Annotated in this window: 14 protein-coding genes and 2 pseudogenes; 12 read left to right on the top strand and 4 right to left on the bottom strand. The window is 71.5% G+C overall.

All coding sequences use genetic code 11. From position 1 onward, the window contains the following. Positions 1 to 667: pseudogene (locus tag IE312_RS28850) on the top strand (DUF4111 domain-containing protein); the annotation flags it as partial. Between the two features lies 1 nt (position 668). On the opposite strand, the gene IE312_RS28845 reads toward IE312_RS28850, so the two are convergent. Genes IE312_RS28845 through IE312_RS28835 form a run of 3 tightly spaced genes read right to left on the bottom strand, consistent with a single transcriptional unit; the run spans position 669 to position 3,426 of the window. Continuing rightward, positions 669 to 1,679: a COX15/CtaA family protein gene (locus IE312_RS28845; RefSeq protein WP_189985228.1), complete on the bottom strand. Its 1,011-nt coding sequence runs from the start codon at positions 1,677 to 1,679 to the stop codon at positions 669 to 671. Positions 1,680 to 1,738: 59 nt separating this feature from the next. After that, positions 1,739 to 2,455, bottom strand: coding sequence for an ABC transporter permease (locus IE312_RS28840; RefSeq protein WP_229900551.1), 717 nt, complete (start codon positions 2,453 to 2,455; stop codon positions 1,739 to 1,741). A 47-nt stretch (positions 2,456 to 2,502) separates the two neighbouring features. Beyond that, positions 2,503 to 3,426 carry an ABC transporter ATP-binding protein gene (locus tag IE312_RS28835; protein WP_189985226.1) on the bottom strand — a complete coding sequence of 308 codons (924 nt, stop codon included), beginning with the start codon at positions 3,424 to 3,426 and terminating at the stop codon, positions 2,503 to 2,505. A gap of 493 nt (positions 3,427 to 3,919) precedes the next feature. Between IE312_RS28835 and IE312_RS28830 the strand changes: the two genes are divergently transcribed. From IE312_RS28830 to IE312_RS28795, 8 genes are read left to right on the top strand one after another with little or no spacing between them, the layout of a single operon-like run. After that, positions 3,920 to 4,654, top strand: a complete 735-nt coding sequence (locus IE312_RS28830; protein ID WP_189985225.1) for a helix-turn-helix transcriptional regulator — start codon at positions 3,920 to 3,922, stop codon at positions 4,652 to 4,654. After that, positions 4,651 to 6,072 (top strand): Fe-S cluster assembly protein SufB, encoded by a 1,422-nt coding sequence (sufB, locus tag IE312_RS28825; protein WP_189985224.1) that lies wholly within the window; start codon positions 4,651 to 4,653, stop codon positions 6,070 to 6,072. The genes IE312_RS28830 and sufB overlap by 4 nt, the downstream gene beginning before the upstream one ends. 58 nt (positions 6,073 to 6,130) lie before the next feature. Continuing rightward, the gene (gene sufD, locus IE312_RS28820; RefSeq protein ID WP_189985223.1) at positions 6,131 to 7,351 is read left to right on the top strand and encodes a Fe-S cluster assembly protein SufD; all 1,221 of its coding nucleotides are present in this window, start codon (positions 6,131 to 6,133) and stop codon (positions 7,349 to 7,351) included. Beyond that, positions 7,348 to 7,680 (top strand): bifunctional 3-phenylpropionate/cinnamic acid dioxygenase ferredoxin subunit, encoded by a 333-nt coding sequence (locus IE312_RS28815; protein ID WP_189985222.1) that lies wholly within the window; start codon positions 7,348 to 7,350, stop codon positions 7,678 to 7,680. The genes sufD and IE312_RS28815 overlap by 4 nt, the downstream gene beginning before the upstream one ends. A gap of 7 nt (positions 7,681 to 7,687) precedes the next feature. Next, entirely contained in the window at positions 7,688 to 8,452 is a 765-nt protein-coding gene (gene sufC / locus IE312_RS28810) for a Fe-S cluster assembly ATPase SufC (RefSeq protein WP_189985221.1), read from the top strand. Next, positions 8,449 to 9,705, top strand: coding sequence for a cysteine desulfurase (locus IE312_RS28805; protein ID WP_189985220.1), 1,257 nt, complete (start codon positions 8,449 to 8,451; stop codon positions 9,703 to 9,705). The genes sufC and IE312_RS28805 overlap by 4 nt, the downstream gene beginning before the upstream one ends. Before the next feature lie 18 nt (positions 9,706 to 9,723). Beyond that, entirely contained in the window at positions 9,724 to 10,191 is a 468-nt protein-coding gene (sufU, locus tag IE312_RS28800) for a Fe-S cluster assembly sulfur transfer protein SufU (RefSeq protein WP_189985219.1), read from the top strand. Then, positions 10,188 to 10,520, top strand: a complete 333-nt coding sequence (locus IE312_RS28795) for a metal-sulfur cluster assembly factor (protein WP_030347956.1) — start codon at positions 10,188 to 10,190, stop codon at positions 10,518 to 10,520. The genes sufU and IE312_RS28795 overlap by 4 nt, the downstream gene beginning before the upstream one ends. A gap of 66 nt (positions 10,521 to 10,586) precedes the next feature. Here IE312_RS28795 and IE312_RS43850 read toward each other — a convergent pair whose 3' ends face one another. Further along, positions 10,587 to 11,345 (bottom strand): AbfB domain-containing protein, encoded by a 759-nt coding sequence (locus tag IE312_RS43850; protein ID WP_189985218.1) that lies wholly within the window; start codon positions 11,343 to 11,345, stop codon positions 10,587 to 10,589. 193 nt (positions 11,346 to 11,538) lie between these two features. Between IE312_RS43850 and dapD the strand changes: the two genes are divergently transcribed. From dapD to IE312_RS42250, 3 genes and pseudogenes are all read left to right on the top strand, one after another. Further along, entirely contained in the window at positions 11,539 to 12,525 is a 987-nt protein-coding gene (gene dapD / locus IE312_RS28785) for a 2,3,4,5-tetrahydropyridine-2,6-dicarboxylate N-succinyltransferase (RefSeq protein ID WP_189985217.1), read from the top strand. A gap of 177 nt (positions 12,526 to 12,702) precedes the next feature. Next, the gene (locus IE312_RS28780; protein ID WP_189985245.1) at positions 12,703 to 13,254 is read left to right on the top strand and encodes a SigE family RNA polymerase sigma factor; all 552 of its coding nucleotides are present in this window, start codon (positions 12,703 to 12,705) and stop codon (positions 13,252 to 13,254) included. Next, positions 13,251 to 14,001: pseudogene (locus IE312_RS42250) on the top strand (WD40 repeat domain-containing protein); the annotation flags it as partial. The gene IE312_RS28780 and the pseudogene IE312_RS42250, both read left to right, overlap by 4 nt.

Below are 14,001 nucleotides of genomic sequence, written 5' to 3'. Positions count from 1 at the left end.
CCCTGGCCGGCGGCGACTACCAGGAGGGGCGCAGCGACCTGGACCTCGTCGCCGTCCTGCCCGGGCCGCTCGGGCTGGGGCGGGCCTGGCGGGTGGCGGCCCTGCACACCCGGCTGCGTGCCGCCGGGCCGCTCGCCGCGAAGCTGCACTGCAGCTACCTGACCCCGCAGACGCTGGCCGACCCCGAGCGGCGGCACCTGACCTGGGCGCACAACGGGCTGATGCGCCGCAGTGTCACTCCCGTCACCCGGCGCGAGCTGCACGACTTCGGACGCGTGTGCTGCACGGCCAGGTGCCGGGCGCGCTGCTGCCGCCGGTACCGGACCTCCAGCTCGACCGCTTCGTCGTCCGCGACCAGCGGGACTTCTGGCGGCCGGCGGTGGACCGGGCCCGGCTGTGGCGGCAGGACGTCTGGGTCGACCTGGGCCTGCTGACCTTCGCCCGCGCCACCGTGACCCTCCGCGAGGGCCGGCTGATCAGCAAGCGCGAGGCCCTGGCCGCACTCCCGTCGCTCGGGGCTCCCCGCGAGGTCGTCGACGACATCGCCCGCCGCCGCTACGGCACCCCGCCGGGACCGCCCGCCGACGACTGGCTCAGCCACCGGGCCGGGACGACCCGGGCGTTCCTGGGGCCCGCGATCGACGCGCTGGTCACCACGTACGGGTGAGTCAGGCGCGCGTGCCGACCGTCACCCCGGTCGAGGGGCCCGGCAGGTCCAGAACGGCCTCCGGGCGCTCGCGCAGCGACAGCAGCACGCGCAGGGTGGCGATCCAGATCAGGCACGAGCCGAGCATGTGCGCGGCCACCAGCGCCTCCGGCAGGTGCGTGAAGTACTGCACGTAGCCGATCACGCCCTGCGCGAGCAGGATCACGAAGAGGTCCCGCGTCCGCGCCGACGGGCCGGGCGGGGCGTCGACCGCCTTCAGGACGAACCACAGGGCGAACGTCAGCGTCACCACGATCCAGGCGAGCACCGCGTGCAGCTTGGAGACCGTCTCCCAGTCGATCGGGATCCGGTCGACCTCGCTGGAGTCGCCCGCGTGCGGCCCGGCGCCGGTCACCACCGTGCCGACCGCGATGAGCAGCAGGGTCGCGGCCACCAGGCACCACACCAGCTGCTGCACCGCCGCGCCGACCAGCGGTCGCGGCGCCGCGTCACCCTCCCGGGTGCGCTGCCACATCACCGCGGCGATGGCGATCAGCGCCGTGGAGAGCAGGAAGTGCGCGGCGACCGTGTACGGGTTGAGGCCGACCAGGACGACGATGCCGCCGAGCACGGCGTTGCCCATGACCACCCAGAACTGGGCCCAGCCCAGCCTGGTCAGGCTGCGCCGCCACGGCTTCTCCGCGCGGGCCGCGACGATGGCCCAGCCGACGGCCGCGCACAGCACGTACGTCAGCATGCGGTTGCCGAACTCGACGACCCCGTGGAAGCCCATGGCCCGGGTCGTGGTCAGCGAGTCGTCGGTGCAGGTGGGCCAGGTCGGGCAGCCGAGGCCCGAGCCGGTGAGGCGGACGGCGCCGCCGGTGACGACGATGACGACCGACATCACGAGCGCGGCGAGCGCGGCCCGCCGGACGGTCCGGGGGTCCGGGGTCCAGCGGTCGGCGATGAAGGCGAGCGGGTTGCGCAGCGCGGCTTCGGCGTCGGCGCGGTTCAGCTTGGGCACGTCCCCCATCGTAGGCCGCCGCTTGTGCACGCGTTCACGAGGGTGGCCCTCCGGGGGTGCGGCGCCGGTCACTCCCAGCGGAAGAACCTCCCGGCGGCGGCCAGTGCGGCCACCGCCCAGACGGCCAGGATCCCCAGGTCGGCCCACGGCGTGCCGGAGCCGTGCTGGAGGACGTCCCGCAGGCCGTCCGAGAGGGCGGAGATCGGCAGCAGGCCCAGCACGTGCTGCCCCGTCGCACCGAACTTCTCCAGCGGCACGATGACCCCGCCGCCCACGAGGAGCAGCAGGAAGACCAGGTTGGCGGCGGCCAGCGTGGCCTCCGCCCGGAGCGTGCCCGCCATCAGCAGGCCGAGCCCGGAGAAGGCGGCCGTGCCGAGCAGCAGCAGGAGCAGCACGGCCGCCGGGTTGCCGTGCGGGGACCAGCCCAGCGCGAACGCGATGACGGTCAGCAGGGCGACCTGCAGCACCTCCGTGACCAGCACGGACACCGTCTTGGCGGCCATCAGGCCCCAGCGGGGCAGGGGCGAGGAGGCGAGCCGCTTGAGCACGCCGTAGCGGCGCTCGAAGCCGGTGGCGATGGCCTGGCCGGTGAACGCCGTCGACATCACGGCCAGGGCGAGGACGCCCGGGGCGAGGAAGTCGACGGCCTTCCCCTTGCCGGTGTCCACGATGTCGACCGCGCTGAACAGGACCAGCAGCAGGGTCGGGATGACCACCGTCAGCAGCAGCTGCTCGCCGTTGCGCAGCAGCATCCTGGTCTCCAGGGCCGCCTGCGCCGCGATCATCCGGGGGAGCGGTGCGGCCCCCGGCTTCGGCGTGTACGTACCAACGGTCACGAGCGCAGCTCCTTGCCGGTCAGCTCCAGGAAGACGTCCTCCAGGGTGTGCCGCTCCACCGAGATCCGGTCCGGCATCACTCCGTGCTGGGCGCACCAGGAGGTGACGGTGGCCAGCAGCTGGGGGTCGACCTTGCCGACGACCCGGTAGGAGCCCGGGGTCAGCTCGGCGGCCGTGCAGTCGGCCGGGAGCGCCTTGAGCAGGGAGCCGACGTCGAGGCCGGGGCGGCCGGTGAAGCGCAGGGTGTTCTCGGCGCCGCCCTTGCACAGCTGCTCCGGGGAGCCGTGGGCGATCACCCGGCCGCCGTCGATGATGGCGACGTCGTCGGCGAGCTGCTCGGCCTCGTCCATGTGGTGCGTGGTCAGGATCACCGAGACGCCGTCGGCGCGCAGGTCCCGGACCAGGTCCCAGGTGGCGTGGCGGGCCTGCGGGTCGAGGCCGGCGGTCGGCTCGTCCAGGAAGACCAGTTCCGGTCGGCCCACCACGGCCATGGCGAGCGCGAGCCGCTGCTGCTGGCCGCCGGACAGCCGCCGGTAGGACGTGCGGCCGCAGGAGCCGAGGCCGAGGCGCTCGACGAGGGCGTCGACGTCCAGCGGGTGCGCGTGCAGCTTCGCCACGTGCCGGAGCATCTCGTCGGCGCGGGCGCCGGAGTACACACCGCCGGACTGGAGCATCACGCCGATGCGGGGCCGCAGCGCGGCGGAGTCCCGGACGGGGTCGAGGCCCAGGACGCGCACCGTGCCGGAATCCGGCTTCCGGTACCCCTCGCAGGTCTCGACCGTGGTCGTCTTCCCCGCCCCGTTGGGTCCGAGTACGGCGGTCACGCCCGCTTCGGCCACCAGGTCGAGGCCGTCCACCGCGGTCTTCGCGCCGTACCGCTTCACCAGGGCCCGGACCTGGACCACCGACTGACTTCCCATGCCACCAGAGTCTAGGGAGACCGCTTGCCCCTCGGGCGCGGGGGTGGGGGGAAGTCCTCCGGGAGGGGGTGGCCGGCCCGGCGCACGCCGGCGTGGTGGCGGGTTCACCCGGACGGCCGCGACGGACCGGGCGCGCGTCCGGGGCGGGGACGGGGCGGGGACGGGGCGGGGACGGGGCGGGTACGGAGCGGGGACGGCGGGCGTGCCCGCCGGACCGAGCGCGTCCAGGGGCCCCGCACACCGGGCGGTCCCGGCCGCGCGGTGACGGCGTGCCGGGTGGCAAGAGGGCCGGTCGGAGGGGGTGCGGGCAGGGTCCGGCAGTCTTCCGGCCGGCGCGCGGGGCGCCGCCGGCTCGGCCCGGCCGGGGAGCCGGGCGGGTGATCCGCTGATCGTTTCCGCAGGTCGGATTAGGTATGCCTAAGTGACGCAGGGCACCGCCGGGTGATCCGGACGGCGCTTGTCAGGCTCCGCGGAATTACGCAACAATGGCGTTGTGAAAAACGTCGGCGAGGCTCGGGAGACGCCCACGGGTGCCCCGCAGGAGGAGCTAGCGACCGGTGAGCGCTCCACGCGCAACCGGGTCGCGCGGTCCATCCTGGACCACGGTCCGTCGACCGTCGCCGAACTCGCCGGCCGGCTGGGCCTGACCCAGGCGGCCGTCCGGCGTCACCTGGACGCGCTGGTCGCCGACGACGTGGTGGAGCCCCGTGAACAGCGGGTCTACGGCACGCGCACGCGCGGGCGCCCCGCCAAGGTCTTCGCGCTCACGGACTGCGGCCGGGACGCCTTCGACCAGTCGTACGACAAGCTCGCCGCGGACGCCCTGCGCTGGATCGCCGAGCGGGAGGGCGGCCCCGAGGCGGTCGCCGCCTTCGCCCGCGCCCGGCTCGCCGCCCAGGCGGGCGCGTACCGCGAGGCGATCGAGGCGGTGACGCCCGACAAACGCGCCGAAGCGCTGGCCAAGGCCTTGAGTGTCGACGGGTACGCTGCTACGGCGCGCAGCGCACCGGTCGGCGAGCAGCTCTGCCAGCACCACTGCCCGGTCGCCCACGTCGCGGAACAGTTCCCGCAGCTGTGCGAGGCGGAGACGGAGATCTTCGCCGAGCTGCTGGGTACCCACGTCCAGCGGCTGGCGACCATCGCGCACGGCGACGGCGTCTGCACGACGTTCATCCCCAAGACATCCACTGACGCACCTGCAAGCACGGCCGGGAGGAACCCCGCATGACTCTCCCCACGGAGACTGCCCACCCCGAACTCGAGGGCCTGGGCAAGTACGAATACGGCTGGGCCGACTCCGACGTGGCCGGTGCCTCCGCCAGGCGTGGCCTGAATGAGGACGTCGTCCGCGACATCTCGGACAAGAAGTCCGAGCCGGAGTGGATGACCAAGCTGCGCCTGAAGGGCCTGAAGCTCTTCGAGAAGAAGCCGATGCCGAACTGGGGCTCCGACCTCTCGGGCATCGACTTCGACAACATCAAGTACTTCGTGCGCTCCACCGAGAAGCAGGCGGAGTCCTGGGAGGACCTGCCCGAGGACATCAAGAACACCTACGACAAGCTGGGCATCCCGGAGGCCGAGAAGCAGCGCCTCGTCGCCGGTGTCGCCGCCCAGTACGAGTCGGAGGTCGTCTACCACCAGATCCGCGAGGACCTGGAGGAGCAGGGCGTCATCTTCCTCGACACCGACACTGCGCTGAAGGAGCACCCGGAGCTCTTCAAGGAGTACTTCGGGACCGTCATCCCCGCCGGTGACAACAAGTTCGCCGCGCTGAACACCGCCGTGTGGTCCGGCGGCTCCTTCATCTACGTGCCCAAGGGCGTTCACGTCGAGATCCCGCTGCAGGCCTACTTCCGCATCAACACGGAGAACATGGGCCAGTTCGAGCGGACCCTGATCATCGTCGACGAGGGTGCCTACGTGCACTACGTCGAGGGCTGTACGGCGCCGATCTACAAGTCCGACTCGCTGCACTCCGCGGTCGTCGAGATCATCGTCAAGAAGAACGCCCGCTGCCGCTACACGACCATCCAGAACTGGTCGAACAACGTCTACAACCTGGTCACCAAGCGTGCCGTGGCCTACGAGGGCGCGACCATGGAGTGGGTCGACGGCAACATCGGCTCCAAGGTCACCATGAAGTACCCGGCCGTCTACCTGATGGGCGAGCACGCCAAGGGCGAGACCCTGTCCATCGCCTTCGCGGGCGAGGGGCAGCACCAGGACGCCGGCGCCAAGATGGTCCACATGGCCCCGAACACCTCGTCCAACATCGTCTCGAAGTCGGTGGCGCGCGGTGGCGGCCGTACTTCCTACCGCGGCCTGATCGAGATCGGCGAGGGCGCCGCCGGGTCGAAGTCCAACGTGCTGTGCGACGCGCTGCTGGTGGACACCATCTCCCGGTCGGACACGTACCCGTACGTCGACGTCCGCGAGGACGACGTGTCCATGGGCCACGAGGCCACCGTCTCCAAGGTCTCCGAGGACCAGCTCTTCTACCTGATGAGCCGCGGCCTGTCCGAGGACGAGGCCATGGCGATGATCGTGCGCGGCTTCGTCGAGCCGATCGCCAAGGAGCTGCCCATGGAGTACGCGCTGGAGCTCAACCGGCTGATCGAGCTGCAGATGGAGGGCGCGGTCGGTTAATCACCGGCCCGCGATCCCCGTCAAGCCCACCCGTAAGAAAGCGAGCATTACGACAGCCATGGCTGAGGCCCAGAACTCCCCCACCTCCGGCTTCGCTCCGGCGGGGGGACCCCCGCCGGTCGGTTCCACGACCGCCGGCTCGATCGCGGTCGCCGCGGAGTCGACCGTCGTCTCGCGCATGAGCGCGCCCCCGTCCTTCGACGTCGCGGACTTCCCCGTCCCGCACGGCCGTGAGGAGGAGTGGCGGTTCACCCCGCTGGAGCGCCTGCGCGGTCTGCACGACGGCACCGCCACCGCGAACGGCGACGGTGTGAAGGTCGACGTCCAGGCCCCCGAGGGCGTCACCGTCGAGACCGTCGGCCGCGACGACGCGCGCCTGGGCAAGGCGGGCACCCCGGTGGACCGGGTGGCCGCGCAGGCGTACTCCGCCTTCGAGAAGGCCTCGGTCGTGACCGTCCCCAAGGAGACCGTCCTCACCGAGCCGATCCGCATCGCCGTGCACGGCCGGGGCGGCACCGCCTTCGGCCACCAGGTGATCGAGCTGGGCGCCTTCGCCGAGGCCGTCGTGGTCATCGACCACACCGGTGACGCGGTGCTCGCCGCCAACGTCGACTACCTGCTCGGGGACGGCGCCAAGCTGACCGTCGTCTCCGTCCAGGACTGGGACGACAAGGCCGTGCACATCGCCCAGCACAACGCGCTGATCGGCCGGGACGCCGCCTTCAAGTCCGTGGTCGTCACCTTCGGCGGTGACGTGGTGCGCCTGCACCCGCGCGTGGAGTACGCCGGCCCCGGCGGCGAGGCCGAGCTGTTCGGCCTGTACTTCACCGACTCCGGGCAGCACCAGGAGCACCGCCTGCTGGTCACCCACAACACCCCGCACTGCAAGTCGAACGTCGTCTACAAGGGCGCGCTCCAGGGCGACGACGCGCACGCGGTGTGGATCGGTGACGTGCTCATCGAGGCCAAGGCCGAGGGCACGGACACCTACGAGATGAACCGCAACCTGGTCCTCACCGACGGCGCGCGTGTCGACTCGGTGCCGAACCTGGAGATCGAGACCGGCGAGATCGTCGGCGCCGGTCACGCCTCCGCCACCGGCCGCTTCGACGACGAGCAGCTCTTCTACCTGATGGCCCGCGGCATGCCGGAGCACGAGGCCCGCCGCCTGGTGGTCCGCGGCTTCTTCGCCGAGCTGGTCCAGCAGATCGGTGTCGCCGACATCGAGGAGCGCCTGCTCGCCAAGATCGAGGAGGAGCTGGAGGCTTCCGTCGCATGACGACCTTCGTACGTGCCTGCGCACTGAGCGAACTGGAAGAGGACACCCCCAAACGGGTCGAACTCGACGGCACCCCGGTCTCGGTCGTCAAGACCGGGGGTGAGGTGTTCGCCATCAACGACATCTGCTCGCACGCGAACGTCTCCCTCTCGGAGGGCGAGGTGGAGGACTGCCAGATCGAGTGCTGGCTGCACGGCTCCGCCTTCGACCTGCGCACCGGCAAGCCGTCCGGCCTCCCCGCGACGCGCCCCGTCCCCGTATACCCCGTAAAGATCGAAGGGGGCAGCGTCCTCGTTGACGTCCGCGCCTCCCTCACCCAGGAGTCCTGAGGCACCCATGGCAACGCTTGAAATCCGAGACCTGCACGTCACCGTCGAGGCCGACAACGCCACGAAGGAGATCCTCAAGGGCGTCGACCTCACCGTGAAGCAGGGCGAGACGCACGCCATCATGGGCCCGAACGGCTCCGGCAAGTCGACCCTCGCCTACTCGCTCGCGGGTCACCCGAAGTACACGATCACCAGCGGCACCGTGCTGCTCGACGGCGAGGACGTCCTGGAGATGTCCGTCGACGAGCGGGCTCGCGCGGGCCTGTTCCTGGCGATGCAGTACCCGGTCGAGGTCCCCGGCGTCTCGGTCTCCAACTTCCTGCGTACCTCCGCCACCGCCATCCGCGGCGAGGCCCCGAAGCTGCGCACCTGGGTGAAGGAGGTCAAGGAGGCCATGCAGCGCCTCAACATGGACCCGTCCTTCGCCGAGCGCAACGTGAACGAGGGCTTCTCCGGCGGTGAGAAGAAGCGCCACGAGATCCTCCAGCTGGAGCTGCTCAAGCCGAAGGTCGCGATCCTCGACGAGACCGACTCCGGCCTGGACGTCGACGCGCTCCGCATCGTCTCCGAGGGCGTCAACCGCGTCCGCGAGACCGGCGAGGTCGGCACCCTGCTGATCACGCACTACACGCGCATCCTGCGCTACATCAAGCCCGACCACGTCCACGTGTTCGCCGGCGGCCGCATCGTCGAGTCCGGCGGCCCGGAGCTCGCGGACAAGCTGGAGAACGAGGGCTACGAGGCATACGTGAAGGGTGGCGCATCCGCGTGACACAGCTGCCGGGCCTCCTCGACACCGAGGCGATCCGCAAGGACTTCCCCGTACTGGACCGCGTCGTCCACGACGGCAGGAAGCTCGTGTACCTGGACAACGCGGCGACCTCGCAGAAGCCGCGCCAGGTGCTGGACGCCCTGAACGAGTACTACGAGCGCCACAACGCCAACGTCCACCGCGGTGTGCATGTGCTCGCCGAGGAGGCCACGGCGCTGTACGAGGGCGCGCGCGACAAGGTCGCCGCGTTCGTCAACGCGCCGAGCCGCGACGAGGTGATCTTCACCAAGAACGCCTCCGAGTCGCTGAACCTCGTGGCGAACATGCTGGGCTGGGCCGACGAGCCCTACCGGGTGGACCACGAGACCGAGATCGTCATCACGGAGATGGAGCACCACTCCAACATCGTGCCGTGGCAGCTGCTGGCGCAGCGCACGGGCGCGAAGCTGAAGTGGTTCGGTCTCACGGACGACGGCCGGCTGGACCTGTCCAACATCGACGAGGTCATCACGGAGAAGACGAAGATCGTCTCCTTCGTGCTGGTGTCGAACATCCTGGGCACGGTCAACCCGGTCGAGACGATCATCCGCCGCGCCCAGGAGGTCGGCGCCCTCGTCTGCATCGACGCCTCCCAGGCCGCCCCGCACATGCCGCTGGACGTGCAGGCCCTCCAGGCCGACTTCGTGGCCTTCACCGGTCACAAGATGTGCGGCCCGACCGGCATCGGCGTCCTGTGGGGCCGCCAGGAGCTGCTGGAGGACCTGCCCCCGTTCCTCGGCGGCGGCGAGATGATCGAGACCGTCTCGATGCACTCGTCCACCTACGCGCCGGCGCCGCACAAGTTCGAGGCGGGCACGCCCCCGATCGCCCAGGCGGTCGGTCTCGGCGCGGCGATCGACTACCTGCAGTCGATCGGCATGGACAAGATCCTCGCCCATGAGCACGCGCTCACCGAGTACGCGGTGAAGCGCCTGGCCGAGGTGCCCGACCTGCGGATCATCGGTCCGACGACGGCCGAGGACCGCGGGGCGGCGATCTCCTTCACCCTCGGGGACATCCACCCGCACGACGTGGGCCAGGTCCTCGACGAGCAGGGCATCGCGGTCCGGGTCGGCCACCACTGCGCCCGTCCGGTCTGCCTCCGCTACGGAATTCCTGCGACCACCCGAGCGTCGTTCTATCTGTACTCCACGCCGGCCGAGATCGACACACTGGTCGAGGGGCTGGAGCACGTACGGAACTTCTTCGGCTGAGAGGCGTGAGCTGACACCGTGAAGCTGGACTCGATGTACCAGGACGTCATCCTGGACCACTACAAGAACCCGCACGGGCGGGGCTTGCGGGATGGCGACGCCGAGGTGCACCACGTGAACCCGACCTGCGGCGACGAGATCACCCTGCGCGTGAAGTACGACGGCACGACCATCGGGGACGTCTCCTACGAGGGACAGGGCTGCTCCATCAGCCAGGCCTCCGCCTCCGTGCTGAACGAGCTGCTGGTCGGCAAGGACCTCGCCGAGGCGCAGAAGATCCAGGAGACCTTCCTGGAGCTGATGCAGTCCAAGGGCAAGATCGAGCCCGACGACGCGATGGAGGAGATCCTGGAGGACGCGGTCGCGTTCGCCGGTGTCTCCAAGTACCCCGCGCGGGTCAAGTGCGCCCTCCTGAGCTGGATGGCGTGGAAGGACGCGACGGCCCAGGCGCTGGGTGGCGCCGAAGCCGAAAGGAAGACCGCATGAGCGACACCGTCGAGATGAAGCCGGCCTCGGAAGAGGAACTCCGCGAGGCCCTGATGGACGTCGTCGACCCCGAACTGGGCATCGACGTCGTGAACCTCGGTCTGATCTACGGCATCCACGTCGACGACTCCAACATCGCGACGGTGGACATGACGCTGACCTCGGCGGCCTGCCCGCTGACCGACGTCATCGAGGACCAGGCCAAGTCCGCCACCGACGGCCTGGTCAGCGAGCTGCGCATCAACTGGGTCTGGATGCCGCCGTGGGGTCCGGACAAGATCACGGACGACGGCCGCGAGCAGCTGCGGGCGCTCGGGTTCAACGTCTGATCCCCGTCCGGTCCCCGTGTGGGCGAAGAAGCGGCGGCACCTGCGGGTGCCGCCGCTTCCGTGTGTTCAGGCGAGGCCGTCCACCAGCCGGAAGGCCGCGTCGGACCGGTAGAGGCCGGTGTCCTGGTACGGGTCCAGCCGCAGCTGGAAGTTCCGGTGGCGCAGGAAGCGGCCGGGGTAGTTGACCGACTCCAGCATGACGGCGCCGGAGAAGGCGGAGGGGCGGGGGCAGAACGTGGCGTCCTGCCGGAACAGGGCCGAGCCGTCGTCGGGGTCGGCGCGGAGCAGGAAGTCGCGGTGGCGGAGGTAGCCGCCGCCGGCCGTGACGAAGGAGTAGCAGCGGGCGTCGGCCAGGCCCTTGACGCGGGTGAAGGTGGCGGCGCGCAGGCCTGGGGCCGAGCCGACGGGGTCGAGTTTCACCAGGCCGCCGCTGACGTGCCAGTAGCGGTCGGGGTAGTTGACGGAGCGGACGGACGTCCCGTGCGCCGTCGTGCGGGGGGAACCGGCCGTGGGTGACGGGGAGCCGGCGGGCGTGTGCTGCGGACGGGCGGGGGACTCGGGGGCGGAGGGGGAGGGGGCGGAGGGCGAGGAGCCGGACGGGACCGTGCGGTTCCTCGCGGGAGCAGGCGCGTTCGGCGGCGGGGTGGACGGGGAGGCGAAGGAGAGCAGGCCGGGGCCGTTGTCGGGCGGTGTCGCCGGTGCGGTGGCCTCCTTCTCCGGGGGCCGGTCCTGCAGGGCGGTCACGGCCACGCAGGCGGCGGCGGCCGAAAGGGCCAGCGCGGCGGCCAGGCCGAGTCTTCGGGTGCGGGGGGTGTTGTCGGACACGGGCCCGCACAGTAGTGGAGGCGGGGCCGGCCGCGAGCGGTTTCTATGAAAGTGAAACTATCTTGTGCCGCTGACCGGGCTCAGCCACCGCGCGGTCGCCGCCGAGGCCGACGTACCGCCCGGCCCCGAAACCCCGCCCGGCACGTGAGACGCGGTTCGCCCTCACCACCCCGCCCACGTTAGGTTTTCTCCCATGACCGAGTCTGCAACCCGTACCACCGGCGCCGTCGCCGCCGGTCTCGCCACGATCGCCTCCGACGGCACCGTTCTCGACACCTGGTTCCCGGCCCCCGAGCTGGTCGAGGAGCCGGGCCCGGCCGGCACCGAGCGGCTGACCGCCGAGCAGGCCGCGCAGCTGCTGGGCGGCGGCGCGACCGCGGCGACCGGGCCGGACGCCCGCCGGGGCGTCGAGGTGGTCGCGGTCCGCACGGTCATCGCCTCGCTGGACGAGAAGCCGCTCGACGCGCACGACGTCTACCTGCGCCTGCACCTGCTCTCGCACCGCCTGGTCAAGCCGCACGGCCAGAACCTGGACGGCGTCTTCGGCCACCTCGCCAACGTCGCCTGGACCTCGCTCGGCCCGGTCGCCGTGGACGACATCGAGAAGGTGCGCCTGAACGCCCGCGCCGAGGGCCTGCACCTCCAGGTGACCTCCATCGACAAGTTCCCGCGCATGACGGACTACGTCGTCCCCAAGGGCGTGCGCATCGCCGACGCCGACCGGGTCCGCCTCGGCGCCCACCTCGCGGCCGGCACCACGGTCATGCACGAGGGCTTCGTCAACTTCAACGCCGGCACGCTCGGCACCTCCATGGTCGAGGGCCGGATCTCCGCGGGTGTCGTCGTCGGCGACGGTTCCGACATCGGCGGCGGCGCCTCCACCATGGGCACCCTGTCCGGCGGCGGCAACGTGATCATCTCCATCGGCGAGCGCTGCCTGGTCGGCGCCGAGGCCGGCGTCGGCATCGCGCTCGGCGACGAGTGCGTGGTCGAGGCGGGCCTCTACATCACCGCGGGCACCCGCGTCACCATGCCCGACGGCCAGATCGTCAAGGCCCGCGAGCTCAGCGGCGCCTCGAACATCCTCTTCCGCCGCAACTCGGTCACCGGCACGGTCGAGGCCCGCCCGAACAACGCGGTCTGGGGCGGCCTGAACGACATCCTGCACAGCCACAACTGACGTCCCGCGTCCCGTCGAGTGCCCTCCGCCGTGGTGTGGGGGGCGCTTCGTCGTGCGCGCGGGGTGGCGTCGCGGAACTTTTTCCGCGGCGCAGGCATAGTCACGCGGCGGCCGGCGCGTCAGGAGGGGTGCAGGGGCCGGACGGTTCGGTGCGGCCCGGGGAAGGCGAAGGTGACGATGGATGCCGAGGCGCAGGAGAGTTTCCGGGAGTTCGTGGCCGGGAGGTCGACCGCGCTGCTGAGGACCGCCGTGCTGCTGTCCGGCGGCGACCGGCACGCTGCCGAGGACCTGCTGCAGAACGCGCTGGTCAAGGCGGCCGGCCGGTGGCAGCGGATCGACGAGCCCGAGGCGTACGTCCGGCAGGTCCTGTACCGCCAGCAGATCAGCCGCTGGCGGCTGAAGTGGCGGCGTCGCGAGGTCACCGTGGCCGAACCGCCGGAGGCCGGCCGGGTACCGGACGCCTCGGCCGCCGCCGAGCTGCGGCTGGTGCTGCGCTCGGCTCTGTCCCGGCTCACCGCCCGCCAGCGCACCGTGCTGGTGCTGCGCTACTTCGAGGACCTGCCGGAGACCGAGGTGGCCCGGATCCTGGGCTGCTCGGTGGGCACCGTGCGGTCCACCACCCACCGCTCGCTGGCCAGGCTCCGCGAGCTGGCGCCCGAGCTGGCGGCGGTGGCTCCCCGGCCGGAGCAGCCGTCCCGTGACTTCTCGCCCGTGGAGGTGCGTCCGTGAACGTGGAGGAACTCGTGCGCGAGGCGCTGCGGGAGCAGGCCGACGGCGAGCCGCCGGTGCCGGCCGGGTTCGCGGACCGGGTGCTCGGTGTCCGCAGGCGCCGCCGCAACCGCAGGCTGGCCTCGGTCGCCGCGGCCACCGCAGCCGTGGTCGCCGTCGCCGTCGGGGTGCCGCTGCTGGACTCCGGCCACCACAGGGACGTGCGGCCGGCCGGGGTGCCGGACTCCGGTGCGGTCGACGCCCACCCGGACCAGTCGCCGCCGCGTGAGCTGATCGGCGCCGGGGACGCGGTGATGGCCGCGTACTACACGGCGGAGGCGAAGCGGCTGACCGGGAAGCAGGGCGTCTCGGAGCGCACCTACCGGCTGCTCGACCCGAGGAGCGGAACGTACGAGAAGGACCCCCGCTGGTCCTTCGTCGCCGTCGCTCCCGGCCTGAAGACCGCCGCCGTGCTGGAGCGGAACCTGCCCGCGCACCGGATCGGCCTGCTCGACCTCGCGACGGGGGAGGTCGAGCGGTGGATCCCGGTCCAGCACGGCGTCGGCGGGCTCGCGTTCTCGTACGACGGAACGCGGCTCGTCGCGACGACGTACGACGAGAACCCGGACCTGCGGGTCAGGGAGCGGGTGCACACCAGCGACGGCAGGACCGGCTGGATGTGGGCGGTGCGGTACGGGGAGTCGAGCCGGTCGGGGTTCTACGACCTCGACGTGGCCTCCGGCGCGGGCTCCTGGAGCCGGGTCGCAC

The sequence above is a fragment of the Streptomyces capoamus genome (assembly GCF_014654935.1).
Lineage (GTDB): Bacteria > Actinomycetota > Actinomycetes > Streptomycetales > Streptomycetaceae > Streptomyces > Streptomyces capoamus.
This window is presented reverse-complemented; position numbering and strand designations above follow the sequence as displayed.

Bases quoted from the DNA above. Each gene is read 5' to 3' on its own strand.
- IE312_RS28835 (WP_189985226.1), bottom strand. From the start codon at position 3,426: ATGGGAAGTCAGTCGGTGGTCCAGGTCCGGGCCCTGGTGAAGCGGTAC.
- sufB (WP_189985224.1), top strand. From the start codon at position 4,651: ATGACTCTCCCCACGGAGACTGCCCACCCCGAACTCGAGGGCCTGGGC.
- IE312_RS28795 (WP_030347956.1), top strand. From the start codon at position 10,188: ATGAGCGACACCGTCGAGATGAAGCCGGCCTCGGAAGAGGAACTCCGC.
- sufD (WP_189985223.1), top strand. From the start codon at position 6,131: ATGGCTGAGGCCCAGAACTCCCCCACCTCCGGCTTCGCTCCGGCGGGG.
- IE312_RS28815 (WP_189985222.1), top strand. From the start codon at position 7,348: ATGACGACCTTCGTACGTGCCTGCGCACTGAGCGAACTGGAAGAGGAC.
- sufC (WP_189985221.1), top strand. From the start codon at position 7,688: ATGGCAACGCTTGAAATCCGAGACCTGCACGTCACCGTCGAGGCCGAC.
- IE312_RS28840 (WP_229900551.1), bottom strand. From the start codon at position 2,455: ATGATCGCGGCGCAGGCGGCCCTGGAGACCAGGATGCTGCTGCGCAAC.
- IE312_RS28845 (WP_189985228.1), bottom strand. From the start codon at position 1,679: ATGGGGGACGTGCCCAAGCTGAACCGCGCCGACGCCGAAGCCGCGCTG.
- IE312_RS28780 (WP_189985245.1), top strand. From the start codon at position 12,703: ATGGATGCCGAGGCGCAGGAGAGTTTCCGGGAGTTCGTGGCCGGGAGG.
- dapD (WP_189985217.1), top strand. From the start codon at position 11,539: ATGACCGAGTCTGCAACCCGTACCACCGGCGCCGTCGCCGCCGGTCTC.